Below are 24394 nucleotides of genomic sequence, written 5' to 3'. Positions count from 1 at the left end.
AAGCCAAAAACTATTCTTTAATTTCTAGCGCTTTCATGATTTTATGGAAAATCTCTGTGTTCTCAAAAACACCTGTGAAATGCTGAGATTGCGGGCCATAAGCAAAAATAGGAACCATCGTCGCCGTGTGGTCGTTAGATAAAAATCCGGCTTCAACTTCGCCATTTTCAAGACTTCCTTGCATAATACCCAGCCCAGAAGTTTCGTGGTCTGCCGTGATAATCACCAGTGTATTTTTATTTTCATCGGCCATCTCGAGCGCTTTACGCACGGTCAAATCAAAATCGAGCATTTCTGTAACGATGCCCTTAATATTATTCGTGTGGCCGTTGCTGTCAATCTTCGCGCCCTCTACCATCATGAAGTATGGTTTTTCCTGTTTCTTTAGTTCGCCAAGAATTTTCTCAAAAAACCCCGGGAAAATCGCTCCACGTTCAGCGGCAGGCAAGAATTCTTCTCGCTCCAGATAGTCTTTTGCGTTTTTTCCGTATTCCTTCGGAGGAATGTTTAGCATCGGGAGTTTAATCGCTTTTGATGAAACGTAAAAGTTTATTTGGCTTAAAGCCAAATCTTCTAAAATCGCATCGCTGTTATCACGTTCTGGCTCATGCGCGTAGAAGGCAGAAGGCGTCGCGCCCGTGATTTCATCTGTGGTCATGAGGCCGGTAATAAAACCTTTTGAGCTTAAGATTTCGGTGATATTTTTAAGCGGTTTTTCGTCAGAATTTGTCCCAATAGCACGATTATTTGTCTTCACACCAGTTGCCATTGCTGTCGCTCCCGCAGCAGAATCTGTGATCAAATCATCGTATGAAGATGTCTTTACCAAGCCGATATTTTGCAGTTGTGTTAAGTTCAATTCACCGCCATTTGCAATCATCCCCGCAGTAATCTGACTCAGGCCATTACCGTCGCCGATAAGCAGAATCACATTTTTAGGTTTTGAGTTGGGGTCGTATGAGAATTCTGGTTCATACGCCTCTGTCATTTGTGGATTTTGATAGGTTCTAGCATCTAGCGTTTTTAAGAAAAGTTCAACCTCATCCGGATGGTCTGTGTTCACAAAATCAACGCCCATTTTTGCAAATTTGCTCCATGCCGTTTTTGTGTCTGGCGTTCCCCAGAAACGAAATGGTTTCCCATATTCATGAGCTTTTGCGATAACGGCTTCCATCTTTTTCATATCTGCAGTAACGGGTCGCCCTAGGCCATTCCAATGGGAATAGTTAGAAAAACCTTTGCTGATCATCGCGACTTTGCTCAAATCTATCGTATCAATATCCTCAAGACTTTGATGGTCAAACCAGATATAATCAGGATAATTACCATATTCAGCCGTCGGTGGACGATTGCCCGAAATCGCGATTACTAGCTTTTTGTTTTGGCGAATGCCAGGATAATCTTCTAGCACTTCGATGATTTTTGACAAGGTCTTTTTTGCATCAGATTTTAAATCTACCAGCAATTGCAATTCTCTAAAATCTCCTTTTTTGATCAATTCTTCAATCGGGTCGAAATACAATTTTTGCAATGTATTTGCTTCCTTGATCTCAGATTCTGCGTGAGTGACGTAGAGCTTTCCATTTTTTAGAAAAACATCTGCCTCAATAGAATTTGCTCCATGAATATAGGCCTTCCAGAAAGGGAAATCTTGCTCATAATCGTTGTGCGAATGGAACTTATATTTTGATTCGGTTTGTTCCGCTTTCGCCGAAAGGCAAATGGTAAAAAATGCAATTAGGAAATAGATTCTAGGCATTTGAATTTTAATTAAAAGCTTACTTAAAATGGCTGCGTTATAAATATTAATCTGGTGCAATGTCATCAAATAATTATCAATATCAGCGCAAAGGTAAACCGATTTAATACAAAGGTAACCTTGAGTTAAATTTTGTTAAAAACCGATGCAGTTATTTAGCTCCTGCAAACCACTACCAACCACTCTTCATGAAAACCGCTGCTGAATTTGAAGCTGTTTACCGTCAAAACTGGGAGAAGCTGTATGCTTTTTCTTTTAATGTTTCTCGCGATGAGAATCTGGCACAAAATGTTGTTCAGGATATTTTTGTAAACCTTTGGGAACGCAGAGATAACATCGAGATTGACGCTATTGAGAACTACCTTTTTAGAGCTGCGAAAAATCAGATTTACAAGGCTTATCGCGACCATAAATTTGAAACCGAATTTCTAGAAGAAAAGTTTGCTGCGCACATTATTGAACAAGAACAAGAAGCCGAAAATTCTAAGGAAGAAATTGAACCTTTGCTAGAAGTTTTGCCAGAACGCCGCAAAGAAATTCTTTATATGAATAAAGTGCAAGGCATGGATCTAGACCAGATCGCTGCAGAACTTAACATCTCAAAACAAACGGTAAAAAACCAACTGACCACTGCGATGCGCCAACTTAAAGTGGTGTATAAAGGTGTAGGAATTCTAGCTGTTTTTGCAAAAATTTGCCTCGTTACGTTTTCATAACATTGCGGTAAGATATCAATAACTTCAAGGCGTAGTACTTTTTTACCACTCGCGGTACTTATAGGCAAATAACCCGATCAATGCCTAAGCGCGAGACACAGACACATTACCAAAAGCGCATCAAAAATGATGTGCAGTGGGAGAACTTCTTACAATCAGAATTTGATAACGCCACCTGGGATCACAAAACCATGGGCGATGCTGATGCAAAGTCGCGCGAACTTTATAAAACAATTGCAAGTAGATCTGGCTTAAAGCCAAAAAGAACCCGATTCTATGCTTTTGCAGCTGCTGCAACGGTTGCTGTCCTAATAGGATTAGTTGCCTTCTTTAACACAACAAATCCTGCAATTAATACAATAGCAATCAACACAACATCGCCTGAGGTTGTAAAACTTGAAGATGGATCTTTGATCTATCTAGCGGCAAATACAAGTTTTGAATATCCGGCACATTTTGACGATGAAACAAGACCGGTAAAACTCATAAAAGGCAATGCGTTTTTTGACATTGCAAGAGATGAGAGCAGACCATTTACAATCACTTCTGGGAAGCTAAAAACCCAAGTTCTGGGAACTTCATTTTACATAGATCATCGCGACGAGCAATCTCAAGTAAGTGTAAAAACAGGAAGCGTGAAAGTCACTGCTGAAGATGCCGAACTTATTCTTAAACCACACGACATAGTTACCTTAACAGGAAGTCACCTCAGCAAAAGCAAGACAGATGATTACATGATGCACAATTGGTATACAGAAGATGTGCAAATGAAAAATGTATCGCTACAAAAGATCACTGAAGTGCTCAAACATAAATACGGTGTTCATTTTTCTACAGAAGATCAGCGCGTGCTAGATACTAGATTAACGATCGTCGTAAAAGTAAATGCAAACATCAAAGACCTTATAAACGAAATCAATTTTATAACAGACCTAAACTTGACACTTAATGACAAACAACTAACAGTAGAAGACTCTTAAAAACAAAAAAACCGCAGCTGCGGCAACAGCTACGGCGATTTAATAAGCATTGAATGACAATTCCAATCACTTAATTAAATGAATTACAAAACTATTTCTTTAAAACTTAAAACAGTCCTGTTAACAGGATTACTTGCCTTGTCTAGCTTTTTTGCGACAGCGGCAAACAACGGTAACGAGCCTGCAAAGATCAATCTGGCTACCCGTGGATCTCTTTTAAAAGACATTTTCTCACAGCTATCTGATCAATCTAAATATCAATTTAGCTATGGCGAAAAGATCATAAACGACACACAGTCATACGCAGTAAAATACAACGACATCTCGTTTACAGCTGTAATGAATGACCTTTCAAGAAGAGCGAACTTTAAATATTCTATCAAAGAAGATGTTGTTCTTGTAAAGAAAACGGCGATCGCAGTTGCTGTAGATCAACAAACCGTAACTGGAACTGTACTTGATAACAACGGCACTCCACTTCCTGGAGCTTCTGTACAAGTTGTAGGTAGCAGTAAAGGAACCACTACAGACTTTGATGGTAAATTCTCTATTGAAGTTTCAAGCGGACAAATGCTTAAGATCTCTTACGTAGGTTTTGCTCCTCAAGAAGTTTCAGCACAAAATGGTATTTCTGTTCAGCTGGAGCCTGATGCGGCAGAACTTAATGAAGTACTCGTTGTAGGTTATGGTAGCCAGACAAGAAAAGACGTAACAGGAGCCGTTTCGCAGGTAACTGCAGAAAACTTTAAGCAAGGTGTAAACATCTCTCCAGATAATCTTATTCAAGGTAAAGTGGCGGGTGTTCGTGTGGTGAACACAAGTGGTGAACCTGGTGCTGGTGTTAATGTAAATATTCGTGGTGTAGGTTCTATTCGTAGTGGTAGCACGCCGCTTTTTGTAGTAGATGGTGTTCCACTTTCTAATGAAGATGTGAGCCCTTCAGGAACTAATGTTGGTTTTGGTGCTTCGCAGGCAAAAAACCCACTTAACTTCTTAAACACAAGCGATATTGAAAGCATCAACATTCTTAAGGATGCTTCCGCGGCAGCGATATATGGAGCCAGAGGTTCTAACGGTGTTGTGATCATTACCACAAAAAAAGGTAAACTAGGTAAAGCTGGTCTTACGCTTGACAATTACATGGGTGTAAGCACTGTGGCAAGAAAACTTGACTTACTGGATGCTAGCGAATATCGTAGCGCGATCACTAATGAATCTTACGATCACGGTGGCAATACAGATTGGCAAGATGAGATCTACCGCACGGCAATTACAAGAAATCACAATATCGCTTACGCGAAATCTACTGATTCTGGAAACTACTACGTTTCATTAAGCAACATGGATCAAGAAGGTATTGTGAATACCAGTAGCTTTCAAAGAACTACAGGTCGTATCAATGCAGCTGAATCATTTTTTTATAACAAAAGACTACGTCTTAAAGTAAATCTTACTGCGAGTGAAACTGTAGACAACGGTGTTCCTAACAGTGATGACGGTGGTTCTAACGGTCAGTTGATCATTCACACCCTGATGGCAAACCCTACATGGTCTGTTAAAGATGAGAATGGCGATTTTACAAACTTCAACCTTAATGCGCATTACAACCCGGCATATTTGTTAAGCATTTATGAAGATCAATCAAGAACGTTAAGAGTGCTTGGTAATTTTGAAGCGGCTTTTAGAATCGTAGATGGCTTAGAATACAAAATGAACTTAGGTGTAGACCGCAGTTCTGCTGAGCGTAACACTACAATTTATCCTAACCTTACAGACCTTAATCCACTAGGACGCTATGTGCAAAACAATGTGGAGTCTAAAAGTGCTTTGATAGAACATTATCTTACGTATAAAGGATATTTTGGTGCGCATGAGTTAGAAGTTCTTGGTGGTTTCTCTTATCAGAAATTTGAAAATTCAGGAAGTTCTTTTCAATATGATGATATCGCAGATCAAGAAACAGGAATTCCGCCAAGCAACAATCCTGGGTATGCTGGTGTAAATACAGCTACAAGCGGTTTTGCTCAAGAAAATGAATTACAGTCATTCTTTGGTAGAGTAAATTATTCTTTTGATGACAAATATTTATTGACGGCTTCATTGCGTGCAGATGGTTCTACTCGCTTTGGCGAAAACAACAAATATGGATATTTCCCATCATTCGCTGCAGGTTGGAATCTTGACAGAGAAGCTTTCCTTAAAGAGAATGACATCATAGATAATTTGAAACTTCGTGCAAGCTGGGGACAAACAGGTAACCAGGAAGTTCAAAATAAGATTACGCAAGCAAGTTATTCTTTAAGTCCTAATGAAGGATATTACCTATATCCAGATTATGCGTTGATCAACGGAGTTTCGGTTGCAAGAACGCCTAACCCTAACCTTAAATGGGAAGTTGTAACTCAGCTTAACGTAGGTACAGATTTTACGCTCTTCGGCGGAAAGCTGTATGGAACATTAGATTACTATAACAAGACCACTACAGATGCGATCTTGTTCATCCCATCGCCAGCATTGAGTCCTACTGATAACATCTGGACAAACATAGATGGTAAGATCGTGAACAAAGGTTTTGAATTCATGTTAGGAACAGAGGTCATCAACAAAGATGGTTTTACTTGGGATGTTGATGTAAACGGAGCAACGCTTAACAATGAGATCAAAGACCTTCCAGTTTCTGAAATCCTTTCGGGAGTTATCTCTGGACCTGGTCAGTCTGGCGTTTTGGCAAACATTTACAAAAGCGGTTATGCAGCTGGTTCTTTTTACTTGTTTGAGCATGATGGTTTTGATGCGCAAGGTTTTGACAAATTCAAAGATCAAAACGGCGACGGAATCATAAGCAGCGATGATCGCGTGATCATAGAAGGTGCTTTGCCTAAATTCTCTTACGGTCTTAACAGTAGCATGAGATTAAACAATTTTGATTTCTCGTTCTCTATCATCGGTCAGACAGGTGGATATCTTATTAATAACACCGGTTTAAATGCGCTTAACATCAATAACCTTGCATCAGACAGAAACGTTGCACAGCGTTATTTAGACAGCGGAGCAAATCCTGCTAACGCACCTCAACTCTCAACATACTATCTAGAGAAATCAGACTTCCTTAGACTTAACACAGCAAGATTAGGATACACTTGGAGTCCTGAAAACATAAACTGGATCAACAGTATCAACCTTTATGTTACAGGTCAAAATATCTTAACCCTTACAGATTATAGCGGTTACGATCCATTAATTGATAGTCCTAAAAACAGTAATGGTAACCAATCTATTGGTATTGATTACACAAGTTACCCTACTGCAAGTACATACATCTTAGGTGCAACAATAAAACTATAAACATGAAATTAAAGAATCTTAAAATAGAATTTATTTCGGCACTTCTTCTGGCGTTCACTTTGGTAAACTGTACAGATCTTGAAGAAGTAGTGCTAGACGAAAATCTTGGCGATGAGGTTGGTAGTGTAGACGCAGCTTTGGCGGCAGCCTATGAGCGTTTATCAGACGGTCTTATGGTAGACAACAGCGGGTTTATCGCGCTACAAGAATATACCACAGATGAGGCTTTACTTCCTACTCGTGGTAGCGACTGGGGTGACGGTGGTAAATGGAGATCTATGCATGAGTTTACATGGAATCCTTCAAACGCCATCATTACAGATAATTTTAACCGTCTTACAAATGGTATTGTAAGAGCCATCACAGCGATCCAGACCATAGACGGTAGCGGTGATGCTAATGAGGCTTTATTTTTGGCTGAAGCCAAAGCATTACTTGCGTATTATACCTATGAAACGTTAGAACTTTATGGCCAAGCGCCATACAGAGATCCACTAGGAGAAAATCAGGAATTGCAGATCCTTAAGGCAGAAACTGCGATCGATGATCTTATCGCAGACGTTGAAGCTTTGCTACCGCAACTTGCGCCTTCTGGTGAGCAAAATACATTTGCAGGTCGTTTTACACGTGAAGCTGGTTACGCATTTCTAGCAGAAATGTACTTAAACCGTGCTACGCTTAAAGACAAGTACAATGCTTCTTCTAGCTTTGATTTTAATGAGACTTCTGTAGACGGAAATTCTACTGACATGCAAAAAGTGATCGAGTACACTTCTAATCTTATCAATTCTGGAAAGTACAGCTTAGAAGCAAATTACTTTGACAACTTTAGCCGTGGTAACGAGAATTCTTCTGAGATGATCTTTGCGGTGATCCAGCAGATCACAGATCTTAAAAAAGGTGACAATGACCTCGGTTATGTTAACCAAGCGAGAAACCAAAGACCTACTCCTAACGAGCGCGGAACGAACGCTACTTGTACAACTCCAGAGTTTTTTCACTCGTGGGATAATGATATGGATGATCCACGCTTAACGCGAAAATACCAATACGACGATGGCACATGGTTTATGAATGATGGTACAGACACCAGCGTTCCTGCGACTAGCACCATAAATGGCGATCTTTGGTTTCACTTTAACCGCGGTATTCTTTATGGTCAGCAATACGGACCTAAACTTGACGGAAACGGTGGTTTTATCATGACAAGTGATGGTCGCATCGAAGTTTTTCAACTGTTTATGGAAAAGAGCGAAGGCACACCTATGGACTTTACTCCTGAGCTAAGCTTTGACGATCCTAATGTTGCTGTTTTTGCTCAAAACCAGATCAATCAAGGTGCGCGTATCTTTAAATATGAATTTGATGCCGAATTCAACAACGGCGCCAGCGGTATTGATGTACCCGTTTACAGACTAGGCGGCATGTATGCTATGCGTGCAGAGGCTTATTTAAGATCTGGTCAAAACGCTCTTGCGCTTAACGACATCAATAAACTTCGTACAAGCAGAACACGCGAAGCACTTTATGGCAATGCACCAGGAACAGCACTTCCTGCGATAGATGCAGAGATTCTTTACAGAGAATTAGGTCATGAGATGTACTGGGAGTACAAGCGCAGAAAACAAATGATCCGTTTCGGGAAATTTGATCTACCATACACAGCAAAACCCCAATCACAACCATATAGAAGAGTGTTTCCTATACCTCAGGAAACCATTGACGTGACACCACAGTTCACACAAAACCAGGGTTACTAGAATTAGATTAGTCATCGTGAACCCGGAAGCCCGCTATTGCTAGCGGGCTTTTTTTTATGCTAAATTCTTAAAGTACATCCTCGCTTCACGCATTACTCGCGGAGCCAACATCAAGGTAGAGATCATTGTAGGATATGCCATAATTGCAAAAAATCCGTCAATTAGGTTTATCATCATGCGCAAGTCTGTTGTTGCGCCCAGCATGATACTTATGATAAAAAAGTAGTTGTAAATATGTTTATGGCTTGCGCCAAAAAGAAATGCAAGGCACTTACTACCATAATAACTATAGCTGAATAATGAACTTAAACTAAACACGGCAATACACAACAAAAGAATATATTTTCCATACACCGGAAATGAATCTGCAAACGCTTTCGCCGTAAGGCTAACACCATTTGCATCACTAGTTTTCCAGACGTCTGTAACTAAGATCGCAAGAGCCGTAAGTGTACACACGATAATCGTATCTATAAAAGGTCCTAGCATTGCAACAAGACCTTCACGAGTAGGAATCGCTGTCTTTGCTGCACCATGCGCCATGGGCGCTGTACCCACGCCAGCTTCGTTAGAAAAAGCTCCTCGTCGCACTCCCAGAATGATCAATCCGCCGAGAACTCCTCCTAAAAATGGATCACCTGAATAATTTTCTGCATTAAAGGCATTGACAAAGATCAAATTGAAATATTCAAGTATTCTATCTGCGTGAAGTATTAAAATTCCGGCGACTGCCAGAAAATAAATAAGTACCATTGCGGGAACTAATTTTGCCGCTGTATTACTGATGCGCTTTAATCCTCCTAAGATGACAACACTTGTGATCACCACGAGAATCAAGCCGATAGTAACTTTGGCTCCCAAGCCAGCTTCAAAACCATTAGGAATTAAAACAATATCTGTAATGGCTTGCGTGAGTTGATTTACATTAAAAACCGGCAGCGCTCCCACGAGACCTGCGATGCTAAAGATCACAGCAAAAATTTTAAATTTTTTGCCCAGACCTTCAGTGATAAAATACATCGGGCCGCCTTGTAGCTCACCATTACTGTCTTTGCCACGATACATGATCGCTAGACTTCCTGTGAAGAATTTGGTCGCCATACCCACAATTGCGCTCACCCACATCCAGAAAACCGCACCTGGGCCACCCACGGCGATCGCGACAGCAACACCAGCGATATTGCCCATTCCCACAGTGGCAGAAAGCGCGGTAGTTAATGCCTGAAAATGTGAAATTTCACCAGGATCATTAGGATCGTCGTATTTACCGCGAAGTACATTAACGGCATGACCCAGATACCGAAACGGCAAAAATCTAGAGTAGATCATGAGGAACAGTCCGCCGCCTATGAGCAAGATCAATAGCGGCAGTCCCCACATGGCGGATGCAAACTCCGCAATTAGATCATTGAGTGCATCCATCTGAGTAAGTAAATTTTAAGATTTAAGATACGCGAGCACGTTATCTTCTATGCGTTTTTGAATATCACTTAGATCTGCTTTCGCGAAAGTTTCTCCTGTAATATTCTCATACAATTCAATATATCTTTCTGAAACGGTCTGGATGTAGCTGTCGCTCATCTCTGGCACTTGTTGTCCTTCTTTACCTTGAAAACCGTTGCTAATTAACCATTGACGCACAAACTCTTTACTAAGTTGTTTTTGCGGCTCGCCTTTCTTTTGGCGTTCAGCATAGCCATCTGCATAAAAATAACGCGAACTATCTGGTGTGTGGATCTCATCGATGAGAACGATCTTACCATCAGCGGTCTTCCCGAATTCATATTTGGTGTCAACCAAAATAAGACCACGCTCTGCTGCGATCTGTGTACCGCGTTCAAAAAGTTTATAAGTGTAGTCTTCAAGAACTTCATAATCTTCTTTAGAAACGATACCACGTTTTAAGATATCTTCTTTAGAGATATCTTCATCATGATCACCCATTTCTGCTTTAGTTGCAGGAGTGATAATTGGCTCAGGAAATTTGTCATTCTCTTTCATCCCTTCTGCCATGCGCACGCCACAAAGCATACGTTTACCCGCTTTATACTCACGAGCAGCATGACCAGAAAGATACCCACGAATTACCATTTCTACCTTAAAAGGTTCGCATTGCGCGCCCACCGCCACATTAGGATCTGGTGTAGCTTCAAGCCAGTTAGGAACGATATCCTCAGTGGCCTTCATCATTTTTGTTGCGATCTGATTGAGGATCTGGCCTTTGTATGGGATTCCCTTTGGCATAACCACATCAAAGGCGCTAAGCCTGTCTGTTGCGATCATTACCAGTTTATCATCTTCTAAAGTATATACTTCGCGAACCTTCCCTTTATAAACATTTTTCTGACCTGGGAAGTTGTAATTTGTATCAATAATAGTATTCATGGCAGTTGTGTACTGTGTAGAATCAATTTCTGTTTTCAATTTCTTTATATGCGGCGATCACCTTTTTAACTAGTGGGTGACGTATTACATCTTTATCATCTAAAAATATCATACCTACTCCTTTTACATCTTTAAGAATAAGAAGTACTTCTTTAAGACCACTTGTCACACGTCTAGGTAGGTCAATCTGTCCCGGATCTCCTGTGATCATGAATTTTGCATTGCGCCCCATACGCGTAAGGAACATTTTCATCTGCGCATGTGTGGTATTCTGAGCTTCGTCAAGAATCACATAGGCATTATCTAGTGTTCTACCACGCATAAACGCCATAGGCGCAATTTGAATCGTTCCATTCTCAATAAGCGTTTCAAGCTTCTCATGTGGGATCATATCACGCAAAGCATCATAAAGCGGTTGCATGTAAGGGTCTAATTTTTCCTTAAGATCACCCGGTAAGAAACCTAGATTTTCACCAGCTTCTACAGCCGGTCTTGTAAGAATGATGCGCTTAACTTGCTTTTCTTTTAAGGCTTTTACCGCAAGGGCAACACCGGTATACGTTTTACCAGTTCCTGCGGGGCCAATGGCAAAGACCATATCATTTTTTGCGGCAAGCTCTACTAATTTACGCTGGTTTGCAGTTTGCGCTTTTATGAGCCTTCCTCCTACGCCATGCACGAGTACTTCACCACTTTTAGAAGAAGTTTCATAATCCTCTTTACTTTCGCTGGTAAGCACGCGCTCTATTGAATTTTCGTCTATCTTATTGTATTTGGCAAAATGATCAAGCAACATGGTAAGTCGCTTATCAAATTCCTCGAGTTCTTCTTCTCCTCCGTAAGCTTTGATACTTGTACCTCGTGCTACTATTTTTAGCTTCGGGAAATATCTTTTTAAAAGCTCAATGTTTGCATTGCGTTGCCCAAAGAATTCACGTGGAGCAATTTCTGAAAGTTCAATATTAAGTTCGTTCAAAAGCGCATGGATTTATGTATGGATATAGGTAAATATAGTTAGTTTTGTGCTAAACAAATGTAACTAATTTTAACCGTTAATTTCTTTAAAAATATCAACAATACCCGCTTATGCCTATCATTACCTTAACTACCGATTTTGGTCTTAAAGACCACTTTGCAGGAGCAGTCAAGGGTGCGATATACAGTGAGCTTGACAGCGTGAATATTGTTGATATCTCGCATGGTGTTTCTCCGTTTCATATTATGGAGGCGGCATACATCATTCAAAATGCGTATAAAAATTTCCCCGAAGGAACCATTCACATCATAGGTATTGACAGTGAAGAAAATCCAGAAAATAAACACATTGCTGTAAAACTGGACGGGCATTTTTTTATCTGCGCAAACAACGGTATCATTTCTTTGATCACAAAAAACTTCAGACCTGAAGAAATGGTAGAGATCAATATTCATGATCGTATTACCACAAACTTTACTGTGCTTGACGTTTTTGTAAAAGTAGCTTGCCATATCGCTCGTGGCGGAACGCTAGGCGTTATAGGAAAACCAATCACCGAAGTTAAAGAGACAACAGGCATTCACCCTGTGGTAAATAGCGATCAGAAGACCATCATTGGCAACGTGATCTATGTAGATAATTATGGTAATGTAGTTACAAACATCAGCAAAACTCTGTTTGAAGATGTAGGCAAAGGCAGACCGTTTGAAATTAAAATGCGACGTGTAACCTTTAACAAGATCTACAAGAAATACAGCGACGCGATCAATTTTAATATCGAAAAAAGCAAACGCATAGAAGAAGACGGTAAAAAACTAGCTATTTTCAACTCGGCAGGATATATAGAACTGGCCCTTTATAAAAGCAATCCCAGCTCTGTAGGAAGTGCCTCTACGCTCTTTGGTGTAGATTATCTAGACACTGTTACTGTAAATTTCTTTGACGAAAATCGCATTTAAACAATACTAAATCTATAATTTCAGCGCTTAAAGCAAAAGCTACTCAGACGCATGATCCCAATATTTAAAAGAGAAATAACATCATTTTTTGCCTCTACCACAGGCTATCTTGTTGTTGGACTTTTTCTTATACTCAACGGATTGTTCCTTTGGATCTTTCAGGGAGATTTTAATATCCTGGATTATGGCTACGCAGATCTCACTCCGTTTTTTCAATTAGCACCGTGGATCTTTCTTTTGCTTATTCCTGCAGTGACCATGCGCAGTTTTAGTGACGAGATCAAACAAGGCACTTTAGAGTTGCTTCTCACAAAACCTATCACGCTATTTCAGTTAGTCATGGGTAAATTTCTTGGCGCTTTTGCTCTTATCATTATTGCGCTGCTTCCCACTTTATTGTATATCTGGGCGATTTCAGCATTAGGCAACCCACCAGGAAATGTAGACAGCGGTATTCTTATAGGCAGTTATTTAGGGTTATTGTTTTTGGCGGCAGCCTACACTTCAATAGGCATTTTTATGAGCAGCCTCACAACAAACCAGATCACCGCATTTATCTTAAGTGTTGCGACATGCTTTTTACTGTATTTTGGCTTGGACGGCTTGGCAGGTTTCACCGGAATAAGATTTCTGGGCGCACTCAGCATGAGTTCACATTTTGACAGCATCGCACGCGGCGTTATTGATACGCGAGACCTAATCTATTTCATTTCGGTGGCGGGATTGTTCTTCTATTTTTCAACCTTAAGACTCACTACAAAGCGATGAAAAAGGTTCTAAAAAATAGCATTGTTGCCATTATCGTGGTTTTGGCGATCAATTATCTTGCGGGTCTCGCGTTCACCCGTTTTGACCTTACACAAGACCAGCGATACACGCTTAGCGATACCTCTAAGGAGATTTTGGCTGCAGCCAAAAATACGCTCATGGTAGATATTTTTCTAGCCGGCAATTTTCCTGATGAGTTCAACAAACTGCAGGAAGAGACCAGGCAGTTGCTAGAAGAATATGAAGCGGTAAATAACAATATCAACTTCAATTTTATAAATCCTGTAGTAGATGGTAAAACCACCGAAAGTGTTGCGCAAGAATTTGTGCAGCGCGGTATGCGACCAGAGCAGGTGCAGGTAAGAGATAACGGTAAAACCACGCAAGAGATATTCTTCCCTTGGGCAGTGGCACGTTATCAAAACAAAACAGTAAGAATCCCATTGCTCAAGAAAACGCTAGGAGCTTCGCCAGACGAATTAGTAAGCCGCAGTGTTCAAAATCTTGAATATGCCTTTAGTGATGGTTTTTATAAAGTTCTTAATCCTAAAAGCAAACGCGTTGCGGTTTTAAAAGGAAATGGCGAATTACAAGACGGCTACATCGCCGACTTTTTTGCCACGCTTCGGGAGAGTTACTTTATCGCTCCTTTTCCGTTAGACTCTATTGCAGAAAAGCCAGAAACGGTTCTTAACGCTCTGCAGAAGTTTGACCTCATCGTAGCCGCAAAACCCACAAAACCTTTTACAGACGCACAGAAGTTGGCTCTAGATCAATACACCATGAACGGCGGTAAATCGCTCTGGTTGCTTGATGCTGTAAATATGGAAACTGACAGTTTGTATAACGAAACGGGCACGACACTGGCTTTTCCGCGCGAGTTGAATTTAAGAGATATGTTCTTTCAATATGGTGTGCGTATCAATCCTTCGCTGGTTGAAGATCTGTATGCGGCGCCTATTGTGCTTGCTACAGGTGAAGCTAACGAGAGTTCTTACAGTCAGCTGCCATGGTTTTATTACCCCAGAGTTACCAGCGACGAGAATCACCCGATCAATACGAATATTGACAATCCCATACGGCTGCGCTATGCAAGCCCGATGGATACTTTAAATAATGGTATTGATAAAACTGTGCTTTTACACACTTCGCAATTAAGCAAAGTAGACGGCACGCCAAAGGTCATTTCGCTAGAAGAGGTCACCGCAGAGCCTAATCCGCAGGAATATGGTCAGGGACCGCAAATTCTATCTGTATTGCTAGAAGGTAAATTCACCTCGGTTTACAAAGATCGCATCAGGCCTGAGGGGATGGATGAGATTCCTTTTCGCGAAAGCGCTATAAAAGACACTAAAATGATCGTTGTGGCAGATGGCGATATCATTAAAAATGACTTGGGGCAAAACGGTCAACCGCTAGAAACCGGGTTTGATAGATTTACTTATACGCAGTACGGCAACAAGGAGTTTTTGCTCAATGCGGTGAACTACCTGCTAGACGATTCTGGGCTTATCAACATTAGAAGTAAAGGCATCGCGTTGCCTGCACTAGATCCACAACGCGCGATCGAAGAACGCAGCACTTGGCAAGCCTTGATGTTAGGGCTTCCGCTGGCGTTGCTGGCGATTTTCGCAACCGTTTTCATACTCCTTAGAAAACGCCGCTACAACTAGTTTCTGTTAATAAGTTTGTTTCGGGAAAAACGGCTATTACGATATATTTGTAACACTGCCATACGGCGGTAATTCTGTATTTTAGAATATAACAATCAAAGCATAATTTTGGCTTAAAGCCAAAGATTTCAAAAGGCAAATCCTATGAAATTTATCGTATCGAGTTCCTACCTTTTAAAGCAATTACAAGTATTGGGTGGTGTGATCAATAATAGTAATACACTTCCTATTCTTGACAATTTTTTGTTTGAACTTGACGGAAACTCTCTTAAAGTTTCGGCGTCAGACCTTGAAACTACAATGATCGCCACACTAGATGTGGAAAGTGAAGATGAAGGAAGTATCGCAGTGCCTGCACGCCTGCTTCTTGACACGCTTAAAACCTTCCCAGAGCAACCGCTTACTTTTGTGGTAGAAGATAACAGCACAATAGAAATTAGCAGCAGCCATGGTAAATATGCGCTTGCTTACTCGCCAGGAGACGAATTTCCTAACGCAGTAGAGCTTGACGATCCTAGCACGGTAACCATCCCTGCAGAGATCCTGGCAACTGCGATCAGCAACACAATTTTTGCTACAGGTAACGATGACCTTCGTCCTGTGATGAGTGGTGTTTTCTTTCAATTTACTACAGACGGTTTAACCTTTGTGGCTACTGATGCTCACAAACTGGTAAAATATAACCGCAGCGATGTTACCGCTACGCAAACGGCAGAGTTTATCATGCCAAAGAAACCTCTTAACCAACTTAAGGGTATTCTTGCGAGCAGCGACAGCGACATTAATGTTGAGTATAACGAGAGCAACGCGAAGTTCACTTTTGATAACGTAGAGATGATCTGCCGCCTTATTGACGGTAAGTATCCAAACTATGAGGCAGTAATCCCAAAAGAGAACCCTAACAAATTGATAATTGATCGCAATCAATTTTTAAATTCTGTGCGAAGAGTTTCGATCTTCTCAAACAAGACTACGCATCAGATACGTTTAAAGATCGCTGGAGCAGAGCTTAACATCTCTGCAGAAGATATAGATTACAGCAACAAAGCAGAAGAACGTCTTACTTGCGACTACCAAGGTGACGATATGCAAATAGGGTTTAACAGCCGTTTCTTGATAGAAATGCTTAACAACCTTAATGCAAATGATGTTTCTCTTGAGATGTCTTTACCTAACCGCGCAGGTATCTTAACTCCGGTAGATGGTGTAGATGAAGGAGAAAATGTTACTATGCTTGTAATGCCAGTAATGCTTAATAACTAGGAGCAACAATCCCTATTGTTATTTTTATTGAAATTATTTTTAAACCCTGCTCTTTGAGTGGGGTTTATTGTTTTGCGTCACTCTGAACTGGATTCAGAGTCTTTTCAATTTTTATTGTCAATATAGATGTTGAATCAATTTTAGCCTAACAAGGAGTTTGCTTCACTCTCTTTCACTCATTCGGAATAAAAAAAAACCCACCAGCCGAAGCCAGTGGGTTTCACCCCTAATTCAAACTAAAATTACACCCTTGGGAGATCGCCGTCTCCTTTGAGTGGAAGATTACTCTTACCCATGAGATATGCATCTACATGGTGAGCCGCTTGACGGCCTTCGCTGATCGCCCATACAATAAGAGATTGCCCTCTACGCTGGTCGCCCGAGACAAAAACGCCTGGCACATTGCTCATATAATTTTCATTGGTTGCCTTAAAATTAGTACGGGCATCCATCTGTAGTCCTAATTGTTCTGCAATCGTAGGCTCACTACCGGTAAAACCTAAAGCAAGTAACACAAGATCACACTCCCATTCTTTTTCGGTTCCTGGGATTTCCTTAAGTTGTGGTCGCTCTCCTGGTTTGTGCGTCCACTCTACTTCAGCGGTTTTTAAACCTTTAAGGTTACCATTCTCATCACCCACAAATTCTTTTGTAGTAATTGCAAAGTGACGGTCTGCACCTTCCTTATGCGATGTACTCGTTCTTAAACGCATAGGCCAGTATGGCCAAGGTTGGTTTTCTGGTCTATCTGTTGTGCCTTTGCTCATGATCTCAAAGTTCTGAACACTTTCAGCGCCTTGGCGAATAGATGTACCTATACAGTCACTTCCTGTATCACCACCACCTATGACGATTACTTTTTTGGCTGTAGCCAAAATATCTTCGCCCTTATAGCTAATACCATCTACACGGCGGTTGTTTTGTGGAAGAAAATCCATCGCTTGATGCACACCTTTAAGATCAGCTCCCGGAATAGGAAGCGGTCTTCTCACAGTAGCGCCACCGCACAATACAACAGCATCAAAATCTGCTTTTAACTTGTCTGCCGGGATATCTTTACCTATTGCAGTATTTGTAACAAACTTGATCCCTTCTTCCTCTAGAATGGTAAGTCTGCGGTCTATCACAGATTTCTCCATTTTAAAATCTGGAATACCATAACGTAGAAGTCCACCTGGTTTTTCATCACGCTCATACACTGTTACATCGTGACCTGCACGATTTAACTGCTGAGCAGTAGCAAGTCCCGCAGGACCAGAACCTACAACGGCAATTTTTTTACCGGTGCGCTCTGCTGGTGGATTTGCTTTGATCCAACCTTTTTCAAAAGCGACCTCAGCAATATTCTTCTCTATATTCTCAATAGTTACGGGCGGCTCGTTGATACCAAGCACACAAGCTTCTTCACAAGGCGCTGGGCACAATCTTCCTGTAAACTCTGGGAAGTTGTTAGTACCATGTAAAATAGATGCTGCCTTTTCCCATTTACCGCGATAAACCGCGTCATTAAAATCTGGAATTAAGTTACCCAGTGGGCAACCGCTATGGCAAAACGGAATTCCGCAATCCATACAGCGCGCACCTTGATCTTTTAATTCTTCCTTTTTTAAGGGAACCGTAAACTCTTTATATTCCTTAATTCGTTCTTCAACCGGCTGGTAGGGTTCCGTCTTTCTTTCGTATTCTAAAAATCCTGTTGGTTTTCCCATTTGTTATTCGGTTAAATCAGTTAATTTTTCTTCTTCCTCTAGTCTTATCAATGCCTGACGGTATTCTTCTGGCAATACTTTGATGAATTTTGGCAACATTGTTTCCCAGTTCTCTAGGATGTTTTGTGCCTTCTGACTTTGAGTATAGTTATAATGATTTGTGATCAACTCTTTTAATTGATCAACATCTTCTTGCTCTGTCACTGGATCAAGGTTTAGCGCCTCACCGTTACAGTTTTGTTTAAATTCTTGATTTTCATCAAAAACATAAGCAATACCGCCACTCATACCAGCACCAAAGTTTCTACCTGTTCTGCCAAGTACTACTGCAACACCACCTGTCATGTATTCGCAACCATGATCGCCAATACCTTCTACAACAGCTGTTGCTCCACTATTTCTCACACAGAAACGCTCACCAGCAATACCATTAAAATATGCTTCACCACTAGTAGCTCCATAAAGCGCCACGTTACCGATGATGATATTTTCATCTGCTTTAAGCGTTGACTTTTCTGGGAGTTTAACGATGATACGCGCTCCAGAAAGTCCTTTACCCACATAATCATTTGAGTTACCATCTATTTTAAGCGTAAGACCTTTAGTAGCAAATGCACCAAAACTCTGCCCAGCCGAACCTTTAAAGTTCACTTTTAAAGTATTTTCTGGCAGGCCTTGTTCGCCGTAGATCTTAGAGATCTCGTTACTCAATATAGCTCCCACTGCACGATCTGTGTTGTGGATCTCCATATCAAGTACTGTTTTCTCTTTACGGAAAAGTGCTGTATGTGCAAGTTCTACGATCTCAAAATCTAATGAGTTATGCAGACCGTGATTTTGCTCTTGAGTATTGTAAATATCAACACCAGCTGGCTTATCAATAGTATGCAGAATAGGAGTAAGATCTATTCCTTGAGATTTAAAGTGCTCAATTGCTTTATTTCTATCTAGCTTTTGAACTTGCCCTACCATCTCTTCTACCGTACGGAAACCAAGTTTTGCCATGATCTCACGCAATTCTTCTGCGATGAAGTACATATAGTTTACTACATGCTCTGGCTTTCCTTTAAACTTCTTGCGCAGTTCTGGGTTTTGCGTTGCAATTCCCACAGGGCAAGTATTTAAGTGACAAACACGCATCATGATACAACCTGATGCCACTAGCGGTGCAGTAGCAAAACCAAACTCTTCCGCGCCAAGCAAACAAGCGATAGCAACATCACGACCGGTTTTTAACTGACCATCACACTCTAGACGTATTCTACTTCTAAGGTCATTCAATACAAGTGTTTGTTGTGCTTCAGCAATACCAAGTTCCCAAGGTAAACCTGCGTGACGCAGCGATGTAAGCGGTGATGCACCTGTACCTCCATCATATCCAGAGATCAAGATCACATCTGCTTTGGCTTTAGCCACACCAGCAGCAACAGTACCCACACCTACTTCTGAAACAAGCTTCACATTTATTCTTGCTTGACGGTTAGCCGATTTAAGATCATAGATCAACTGCGCTAAATCTTCAATAGAATAAATATCGTGGTGTGGTGGTGGTGAGATCAAACCTACGTAAGGCGTACTTTTTCTGGTCTTAGCGATAAATTTGTTCACCTTCTCTCCAGGAAGTTGACCACCTTCTCCAGGCTTCGCACCTTGCGCCATCTTGATCTGGATCTCTTGAGCACTGGTCAAGTAGTTACTTGTTACACCAAAACGCCCAGAAGCAACCTGCTTAATCGCGCTGTTCTTCCAGTCTCCATTAGGACTTTTGTAAAAACGCTCTGCATCTTCACCTCCTTCTCCACTGTTACTTTTACCGCCTATACGGTTCATAGCAACAGCTAGATTCTCATGCGCTTCTTTACTTATTGACCCATAAGACATCGCTCCCGTTTTAAAACGTTTCACGATCTCTGTCCATGGTTCAACTTCTTCGATCGGGATAGGATCATAATTACTGAACTCAAATAAACCACGAATGGTCATCAGCTTTTTAGACTGTTCATTTACAAGTTCAGCGTATTCTTTATATGTAGTTGGATTGTTGCGACGCACAGACTCTTGCAGTTTTGCAATCGTCAAAGGGTTGAACATATGACGCTCACCATTTCGGCGCCAGCGATATTCTCCACCCATTTCTAGATCTAGGTTACCCGCGATCTGTTGCTTATCAAAAGCCTTATCATGACGGCGAGAAACTTCACGCTCTATTTCATAAAGACCTATACCTTCAATACGGCTAGGAGTATTAGGGAAATATTTCACGATAAGCTTAGAATTAAGACCTAATGCCTCAAATATTTGCGAACCTCTGTATGAGTTAAGCGTTGAGATACCGATTTTATTCATCACCTTCACAACACCTTTACCTATGGCTTTGTTGTAATTTTTTACCGCTTCCACGAAAGTGATATCGCCTAGATTACCTTCGTTAACCTGCTGTTCTAGAATCTCGTTTACTAAGTATGGATTGATCGCACTAGCGCCATAACCAAACAATAAAGCAAAATGATGTACTTCACGAGGTTCTGCAGACTCAATGATAAAACTCATTTTAGAACGCTTGCCTAAAGCAAAAAGTCCACTATTAAGGTATGAACAAGCAAGAAGCGCAGGAATTGGCGCCATCTCATCATTTACACCACGATCTGAAAGTATTAGGATCTTTGTACCATTATCAATAGCAGCAGAAGCATCAGCGATCATTTTATCAAGCGCTTGCTCTAAACCATTAAGACCACGTTTTGCCTCATATAGAATTGGGATGCTAGTCGCCTTAAAGTTGATGTCGTCAAAATTCTTGATCTTATCTAAATCTTCCTTAGAGATCACAGGATTCTGAATTCTTATCTTACGTGCATAATCTGGTGTGATGTTCATCAAGTTAACATCAGAACCTAGTGTAAGACTAAGGTCTGTAATTAACTCTTCACGAATACCATCAAGCGGTGGGTTTGTTACCTGCGCAAACAATTGCTTGAAATAATTATAAAGCAACTGCGGTCTATCAGACAATACAGCTAGTGGCATATCTGCACCCATTGAGCCTATAGGCTCTTTGGCTTTTCCTGCCATTGGCAGAATAATAGTATTTATATCTTCTTGTGTGTAACCATACGCGTTAAGACGCTGCTGTATAGGAGCAGAATCAAAACTCACATCTACATCACGGTAAGGGATTTCACGTAAGTGTACACGATTCTCATCTAGCCATTTTTGATATGGCTGCTGCGAAACGATTAAATTCTTGATCTCTTCATCATTCACGATACGACCTTCCTTCATATTCACGAGGAACATCTTACCTGGCTCAAGACGCCCGTGGAAAGCAATATTCTCTGGCTCAAGTTCAAGAACTCCAGTTTCCGAAGACATGATCACATAACCCGTCTTTGTAACCGAATATCGAGATGGGCGCAAACCGTTACGGTCTAATACCGCACCGATGTAATCTCCATCTGTAAAAGGAATAGATGCAGGACCATCCCAAGGCTCCATTACACAACTATTAAATTCATAGAATGCCTTTTTCTCAGCACTCATAGTTGCATGCTTTTCCCAAGCTTCTGGCACAAGCATCATCATGATCTCTGGTAAAGAGCGGCCAGACATAAGCAATAATTCTACAACCATATCCATAGAAGCAGAATCAGACTTACCTTTTATTATAATAGGGAATAGTTCTTTTAGGTCTTCGCCAAAAAGATCACTATTCAATAATTCTTCTCTTGCGTTCATACGAGAGATATTTCCACGCAAAGTGTTAATCTCACCATTATGACACATATATCTAAACGGTTGCGCAAGATCCCAAGTAGGGAATGTGTTTGTTGAGAAACGCTGATGCACAAGCGCAAGACGTGTAGTAAGTTCTGGATCCAGAAGATCTACATAGTAGAATTTAATATCCTCTGGCATCAACAGTCCTTTAAATATCACTGTCTTTGTTGAAAGACTAGGAAGATAGAATTTATAACGCTCAGATAGTTTACTCTCTCCTATAGTATGTTCTGCGATCTTGCGAGCAGTAAATAGTTTGATCTGAAAAAGCTGATCATCCATATCAGCATCAGCCTTACCTATAAATATTTGCTCTATATGCGGCTCTGTATCTGCTGCGATCGCCCCCAGGTAACCATGATCTACAGGAACTTTTCTCCAACCTAGAAGTTTAAGACCTTTATCTTTTATCTGTTTTTCAAAGACATCCTTACAGTATTGTCTTTGATTTTCCTTTTTAGGTAAAAAGACATTACCCATAGCATATTGACGCGCTTCTGGAAGTTCAAAATCACAACGATCTTGAAAGAACTCGTGTGGTATATCTATAAGGATACCTGCACCATCCCCTGTTTTTCCATCAGAACTAACAGCCCCTCTATGTTCTAGTTTATCCAGAATTTCAAGAGCCTTATGAATTATGTCATTAGATTTTTTTCCTTCTAAGCTACATATAAAGCCCGCCCCGCAATTCTCATGTTCAAATTCTGGAGAGTATAATCCTTGTTTTGGTTTCATAAATTCTAATTTTTAGTAGCCTTCACTATCAAAGCTATTTAATATTGATATTCACTAACAAGTAAATTGTTCTATTTCAGGCATTATTTCGTAATTGATAAAATAGATCTATATAAATAAGATATTCGAAAAAATCCCCCCTTTAGATTATGAGATACTAATTCTCTTCTGCTCAATAAATGCTAAGAAATTGTTTCTTTTTTGTTAAGCTCAACTTAAAATTGGCGTTTTTTTAAGTGAATTTTTGGGTTTTTAACAGTTTTTCAACAAAAAATCAAGGGTTTACTGCCAGAAACTTTACAATTTACATTCAACTACAACGACAATAAATTAATACCCCTAAAAAAAAGGGGGGTATATTTGAATATATTACAAAAATTTACAGATACCCCTAAATTTTTGAGGGGTAAGTGGATTTTATATCTAGTTTAGCAATTCACCAATAACTAATATTTTAGATATGAAAAGACTTACCTTACCAATCATGATGCTTTTTGCCATAGTGGCATTTGGACAAGAAGAAACTCCTTCATGGCTAGATGGTTTTACACTATCAGGATCTGCTGATGCTTATTTTAGAGCAAACTTAAATGCAGCTAATAAATACATGCCAAGTGAATCAGGAGATGAAGTCCTTGACTATTATGCTACTCCTGGATCTTCTTTTGCTAATCAACCAGGATTTGCTATCGGTATGGCAAACCTTGTGTTTGGTTACGAAAGCGGAAATGTAGGAGCCGTTGCAGACCTTGTTTTTGGTCCACGTGGAGAAGATGCTGTTTTCCTTTCAGGTCCTAGCTCAAACATCGTGAATCAATTATATGTTTACTGGAATGCTAGCGAAAGCGTAACATTCACTTTCGGTAACTGGAATACCTTCCTTGGGTATGAGGTTATTTCGCCAGCAGCGAACTTCAACTACTCTACATCATACATGTTCTCTTACGGGCCATTCTCTCATACTGGTCTTAAAGCAGACTTTGCAATTGATGATAGCTGGAGTGCAATGCTTGCGATCATGAACGCTACAGATTATACAGAGTTTAACCCATTTGGCGGATATAGCTTAGGTGCTCAATTAGGATATAGTGCAGGAAGCGGTAGCGCATTCCTTAATATTCTATACGGAGACCAAGATGGAAATTATGAAGATCAAGGTCTTGGAGAGGGTTTTGGATCAACATTCCAAGTAGACCTTACTACTGGATGGGACCTTTCAGACAGCTTCTACTTAGGTCTTAACACAACTTATAATACAACAGACGGCGCTGACGCAGGAGAAGATTATGGCTTCTACGGTGCTGCACTATATGCTCAATTAGCAGTAAGCGAAAGTTTTGCAATTGGAGTTCGTCCTGAATACTTCAGCGAGTTTGGAGAGTTTGGTGCTATAGGTGGATTTGATGAAAATGGAGATGCTGATGTTTTTGCTTTTACCCTTTCGGGGAATGCAAAAGTTGGTCCTTTAACATTTATTCCCGAATTTAGAATCGACTCAGCAAGTGAAGAGGTTTTCATGAACCAAGACTTCGAAACACAAAAAGGTCTTACTTCTTTCTTGCTAGCAGCAGTATATAGTTTCTAAA

The 24394-nt window shown here is 40.6% G+C and carries 15 protein-coding genes; 9 read left to right on the top strand and 6 right to left on the bottom strand.

What is annotated here, in order from left to right; translation table 11 throughout:
- Positions 1-10: 10 nt before the first annotated feature.
- On the bottom strand, positions 11-1759 hold the full coding sequence (locus tag ACZ5L8_RS01860; RefSeq protein WP_464439319.1) for an alkaline phosphatase: 1749 nt from the start codon (positions 1757-1759) through the stop codon (positions 11-13).
- A 188-nt stretch (positions 1760-1947) separates the two neighbouring features.
- Between ACZ5L8_RS01860 and ACZ5L8_RS01855 the strand changes: the two genes are divergently transcribed.
- The 4 genes from ACZ5L8_RS01855 to ACZ5L8_RS01840 all read left to right on the top strand — a co-directional run bounded on the left by ACZ5L8_RS01855 (position 1948) and on the right by ACZ5L8_RS01840 (position 8560).
- Positions 1948-2475: an RNA polymerase sigma factor gene (locus ACZ5L8_RS01855; protein WP_464439317.1), complete on the top strand. Its 528-nt coding sequence runs from the start codon at positions 1948-1950 to the stop codon at positions 2473-2475.
- An 80-nt stretch (positions 2476-2555) separates the two neighbouring features.
- Positions 2556-3455, top strand: coding sequence for a FecR family protein (locus ACZ5L8_RS01850; RefSeq protein ID WP_464439316.1), 900 nt, complete (start codon positions 2556-2558; stop codon positions 3453-3455).
- A gap of 78 nt (positions 3456-3533) precedes the next feature.
- Positions 3534-6800, top strand: a complete 3267-nt coding sequence (locus tag ACZ5L8_RS01845; RefSeq protein WP_464439314.1) for a SusC/RagA family TonB-linked outer membrane protein — start codon at positions 3534-3536, stop codon at positions 6798-6800.
- 2 nt (positions 6801-6802) lie between these two features.
- Positions 6803-8560, top strand: a complete 1758-nt coding sequence (locus ACZ5L8_RS01840) for a RagB/SusD family nutrient uptake outer membrane protein (protein WP_464439312.1) — start codon at positions 6803-6805, stop codon at positions 8558-8560.
- A 54-nt stretch (positions 8561-8614) separates the two neighbouring features.
- Here the strand turns inward: ACZ5L8_RS01840 and ACZ5L8_RS01835 are convergent, their stop codons facing one another.
- From ACZ5L8_RS01835 to ACZ5L8_RS01825, 3 genes are read right to left on the bottom strand one after another with little or no spacing between them, the layout of a single operon-like run.
- Positions 8615-9982 carry an alanine/glycine:cation symporter family protein gene (locus tag ACZ5L8_RS01835; RefSeq protein WP_464439311.1) on the bottom strand — a complete coding sequence of 456 codons (1368 nt, stop codon included), beginning with the start codon at positions 9980-9982 and terminating at the stop codon, positions 8615-8617.
- 15 nt (positions 9983-9997) lie between these two features.
- A complete protein-coding gene (locus tag ACZ5L8_RS01830) occupies positions 9998-10945 on the bottom strand; it encodes a phosphoribosylaminoimidazolesuccinocarboxamide synthase (RefSeq protein WP_464440900.1) in 948 nt (315 codons plus the stop codon).
- Positions 10946-10967: 22 nt separating this feature from the next.
- Positions 10968-11921 (bottom strand): PhoH family protein, encoded by a 954-nt coding sequence (locus ACZ5L8_RS01825; RefSeq protein ID WP_464439309.1) that lies wholly within the window; start codon positions 11919-11921, stop codon positions 10968-10970.
- A gap of 110 nt (positions 11922-12031) precedes the next feature.
- Here ACZ5L8_RS01825 and ACZ5L8_RS01820 point away from each other — a divergent pair, with 110 nt between their 5' ends.
- From ACZ5L8_RS01820 to dnaN, 4 genes are all read left to right on the top strand, one after another.
- Positions 12032-12880, top strand: a complete 849-nt coding sequence (locus ACZ5L8_RS01820; RefSeq protein WP_464439308.1) for an SAM hydrolase/SAM-dependent halogenase family protein — start codon at positions 12032-12034, stop codon at positions 12878-12880.
- Between the two features lie 51 nt (positions 12881-12931).
- The gene (gldF, locus tag ACZ5L8_RS01815; RefSeq protein WP_464439307.1) at positions 12932-13648 is read left to right on the top strand and encodes a gliding motility-associated ABC transporter permease subunit GldF; all 717 of its coding nucleotides are present in this window, start codon (positions 12932-12934) and stop codon (positions 13646-13648) included.
- Positions 13645-15321 (top strand): gliding motility-associated ABC transporter substrate-binding protein GldG, encoded by a 1677-nt coding sequence (gldG, locus tag ACZ5L8_RS01810; RefSeq protein ID WP_464439305.1) that lies wholly within the window; start codon positions 13645-13647, stop codon positions 15319-15321. Before gldF ends, gldG begins: the two co-directional genes overlap by 4 nt.
- A gap of 144 nt (positions 15322-15465) precedes the next feature.
- Positions 15466-16584: a DNA polymerase III subunit beta gene (gene dnaN / locus ACZ5L8_RS01805; protein WP_464439303.1), complete on the top strand. Its 1119-nt coding sequence runs from the start codon at positions 15466-15468 to the stop codon at positions 16582-16584.
- 242 nt (positions 16585-16826) lie between these two features.
- Here dnaN and ACZ5L8_RS01800 read toward each other — a convergent pair whose 3' ends face one another.
- Together ACZ5L8_RS01800 and gltB are read right to left on the bottom strand one after the other, a co-directional pair.
- The gene (locus ACZ5L8_RS01800; RefSeq protein ID WP_464439302.1) at positions 16827-18293 is read right to left on the bottom strand and encodes a glutamate synthase subunit beta; all 1467 of its coding nucleotides are present in this window, start codon (positions 18291-18293) and stop codon (positions 16827-16829) included.
- A gap of 3 nt (positions 18294-18296) precedes the next feature.
- Positions 18297-22808 carry a glutamate synthase large subunit gene (gltB, locus tag ACZ5L8_RS01795; protein WP_464439301.1) on the bottom strand — a complete coding sequence of 1504 codons (4512 nt, stop codon included), beginning with the start codon at positions 22806-22808 and terminating at the stop codon, positions 18297-18299.
- Between the two features lie 460 nt (positions 22809-23268).
- On the opposite strand from gltB, the gene ACZ5L8_RS01790 reads away from it, so the two are divergent.
- Complete coding sequence (locus tag ACZ5L8_RS01790) at positions 23269-24393, top strand: outer membrane beta-barrel protein (protein ID WP_464439300.1); 1125 nt, start codon at positions 23269-23271, stop codon at positions 24391-24393.
- Position 24394: the final 1 nt, after the last annotated feature.

It is taken from the genome of Leeuwenhoekiella obamensis (assembly GCF_055391795.1).
Note: the sequence above shows the minus strand (reverse complement) of the source record. Positions and strands in the feature narration are given on the sequence as shown.

Bases quoted from the DNA above. Each gene is read 5' to 3' on its own strand.
- ACZ5L8_RS01800 (WP_464439302.1), bottom strand. From the start codon at position 18,293: ATGGGAAAACCAACAGGATTTTTAGAATACGAAAGAAAGACGGAACCC.
- ACZ5L8_RS01855 (WP_464439317.1), top strand. From the start codon at position 1,948: ATGAAAACCGCTGCTGAATTTGAAGCTGTTTACCGTCAAAACTGGGAG.
- ACZ5L8_RS01835 (WP_464439311.1), bottom strand. From the start codon at position 9,982: ATGGATGCACTCAATGATCTAATTGCGGAGTTTGCATCCGCCATGTGG.
- ACZ5L8_RS01790 (WP_464439300.1), top strand. From the start codon at position 23,269: ATGAAAAGACTTACCTTACCAATCATGATGCTTTTTGCCATAGTGGCA.
- ACZ5L8_RS01845 (WP_464439314.1), top strand. From the start codon at position 3,534: ATGAATTACAAAACTATTTCTTTAAAACTTAAAACAGTCCTGTTAACA.
- dnaN (WP_464439303.1), top strand. From the start codon at position 15,466: ATGAAATTTATCGTATCGAGTTCCTACCTTTTAAAGCAATTACAAGTA.
- ACZ5L8_RS01820 (WP_464439308.1), top strand. From the start codon at position 12,032: ATGCCTATCATTACCTTAACTACCGATTTTGGTCTTAAAGACCACTTT.
- gltB (WP_464439301.1), bottom strand. From the start codon at position 22,808: ATGAAACCAAAACAAGGATTATACTCTCCAGAATTTGAACATGAGAAT.
- ACZ5L8_RS01860 (WP_464439319.1), bottom strand. From the start codon at position 1,759: ATGCCTAGAATCTATTTCCTAATTGCATTTTTTACCATTTGCCTTTCG.
- ACZ5L8_RS01850 (WP_464439316.1), top strand. From the start codon at position 2,556: ATGCCTAAGCGCGAGACACAGACACATTACCAAAAGCGCATCAAAAAT.
- ACZ5L8_RS01840 (WP_464439312.1), top strand. From the start codon at position 6,803: ATGAAATTAAAGAATCTTAAAATAGAATTTATTTCGGCACTTCTTCTG.
- gldG (WP_464439305.1), top strand. From the start codon at position 13,645: ATGAAAAAGGTTCTAAAAAATAGCATTGTTGCCATTATCGTGGTTTTG.
- ACZ5L8_RS01830 (WP_464440900.1), bottom strand. From the start codon at position 10,945: ATGAATACTATTATTGATACAAATTACAACTTCCCAGGTCAGAAAAAT.
- gldF (WP_464439307.1), top strand. From the start codon at position 12,932: ATGATCCCAATATTTAAAAGAGAAATAACATCATTTTTTGCCTCTACC.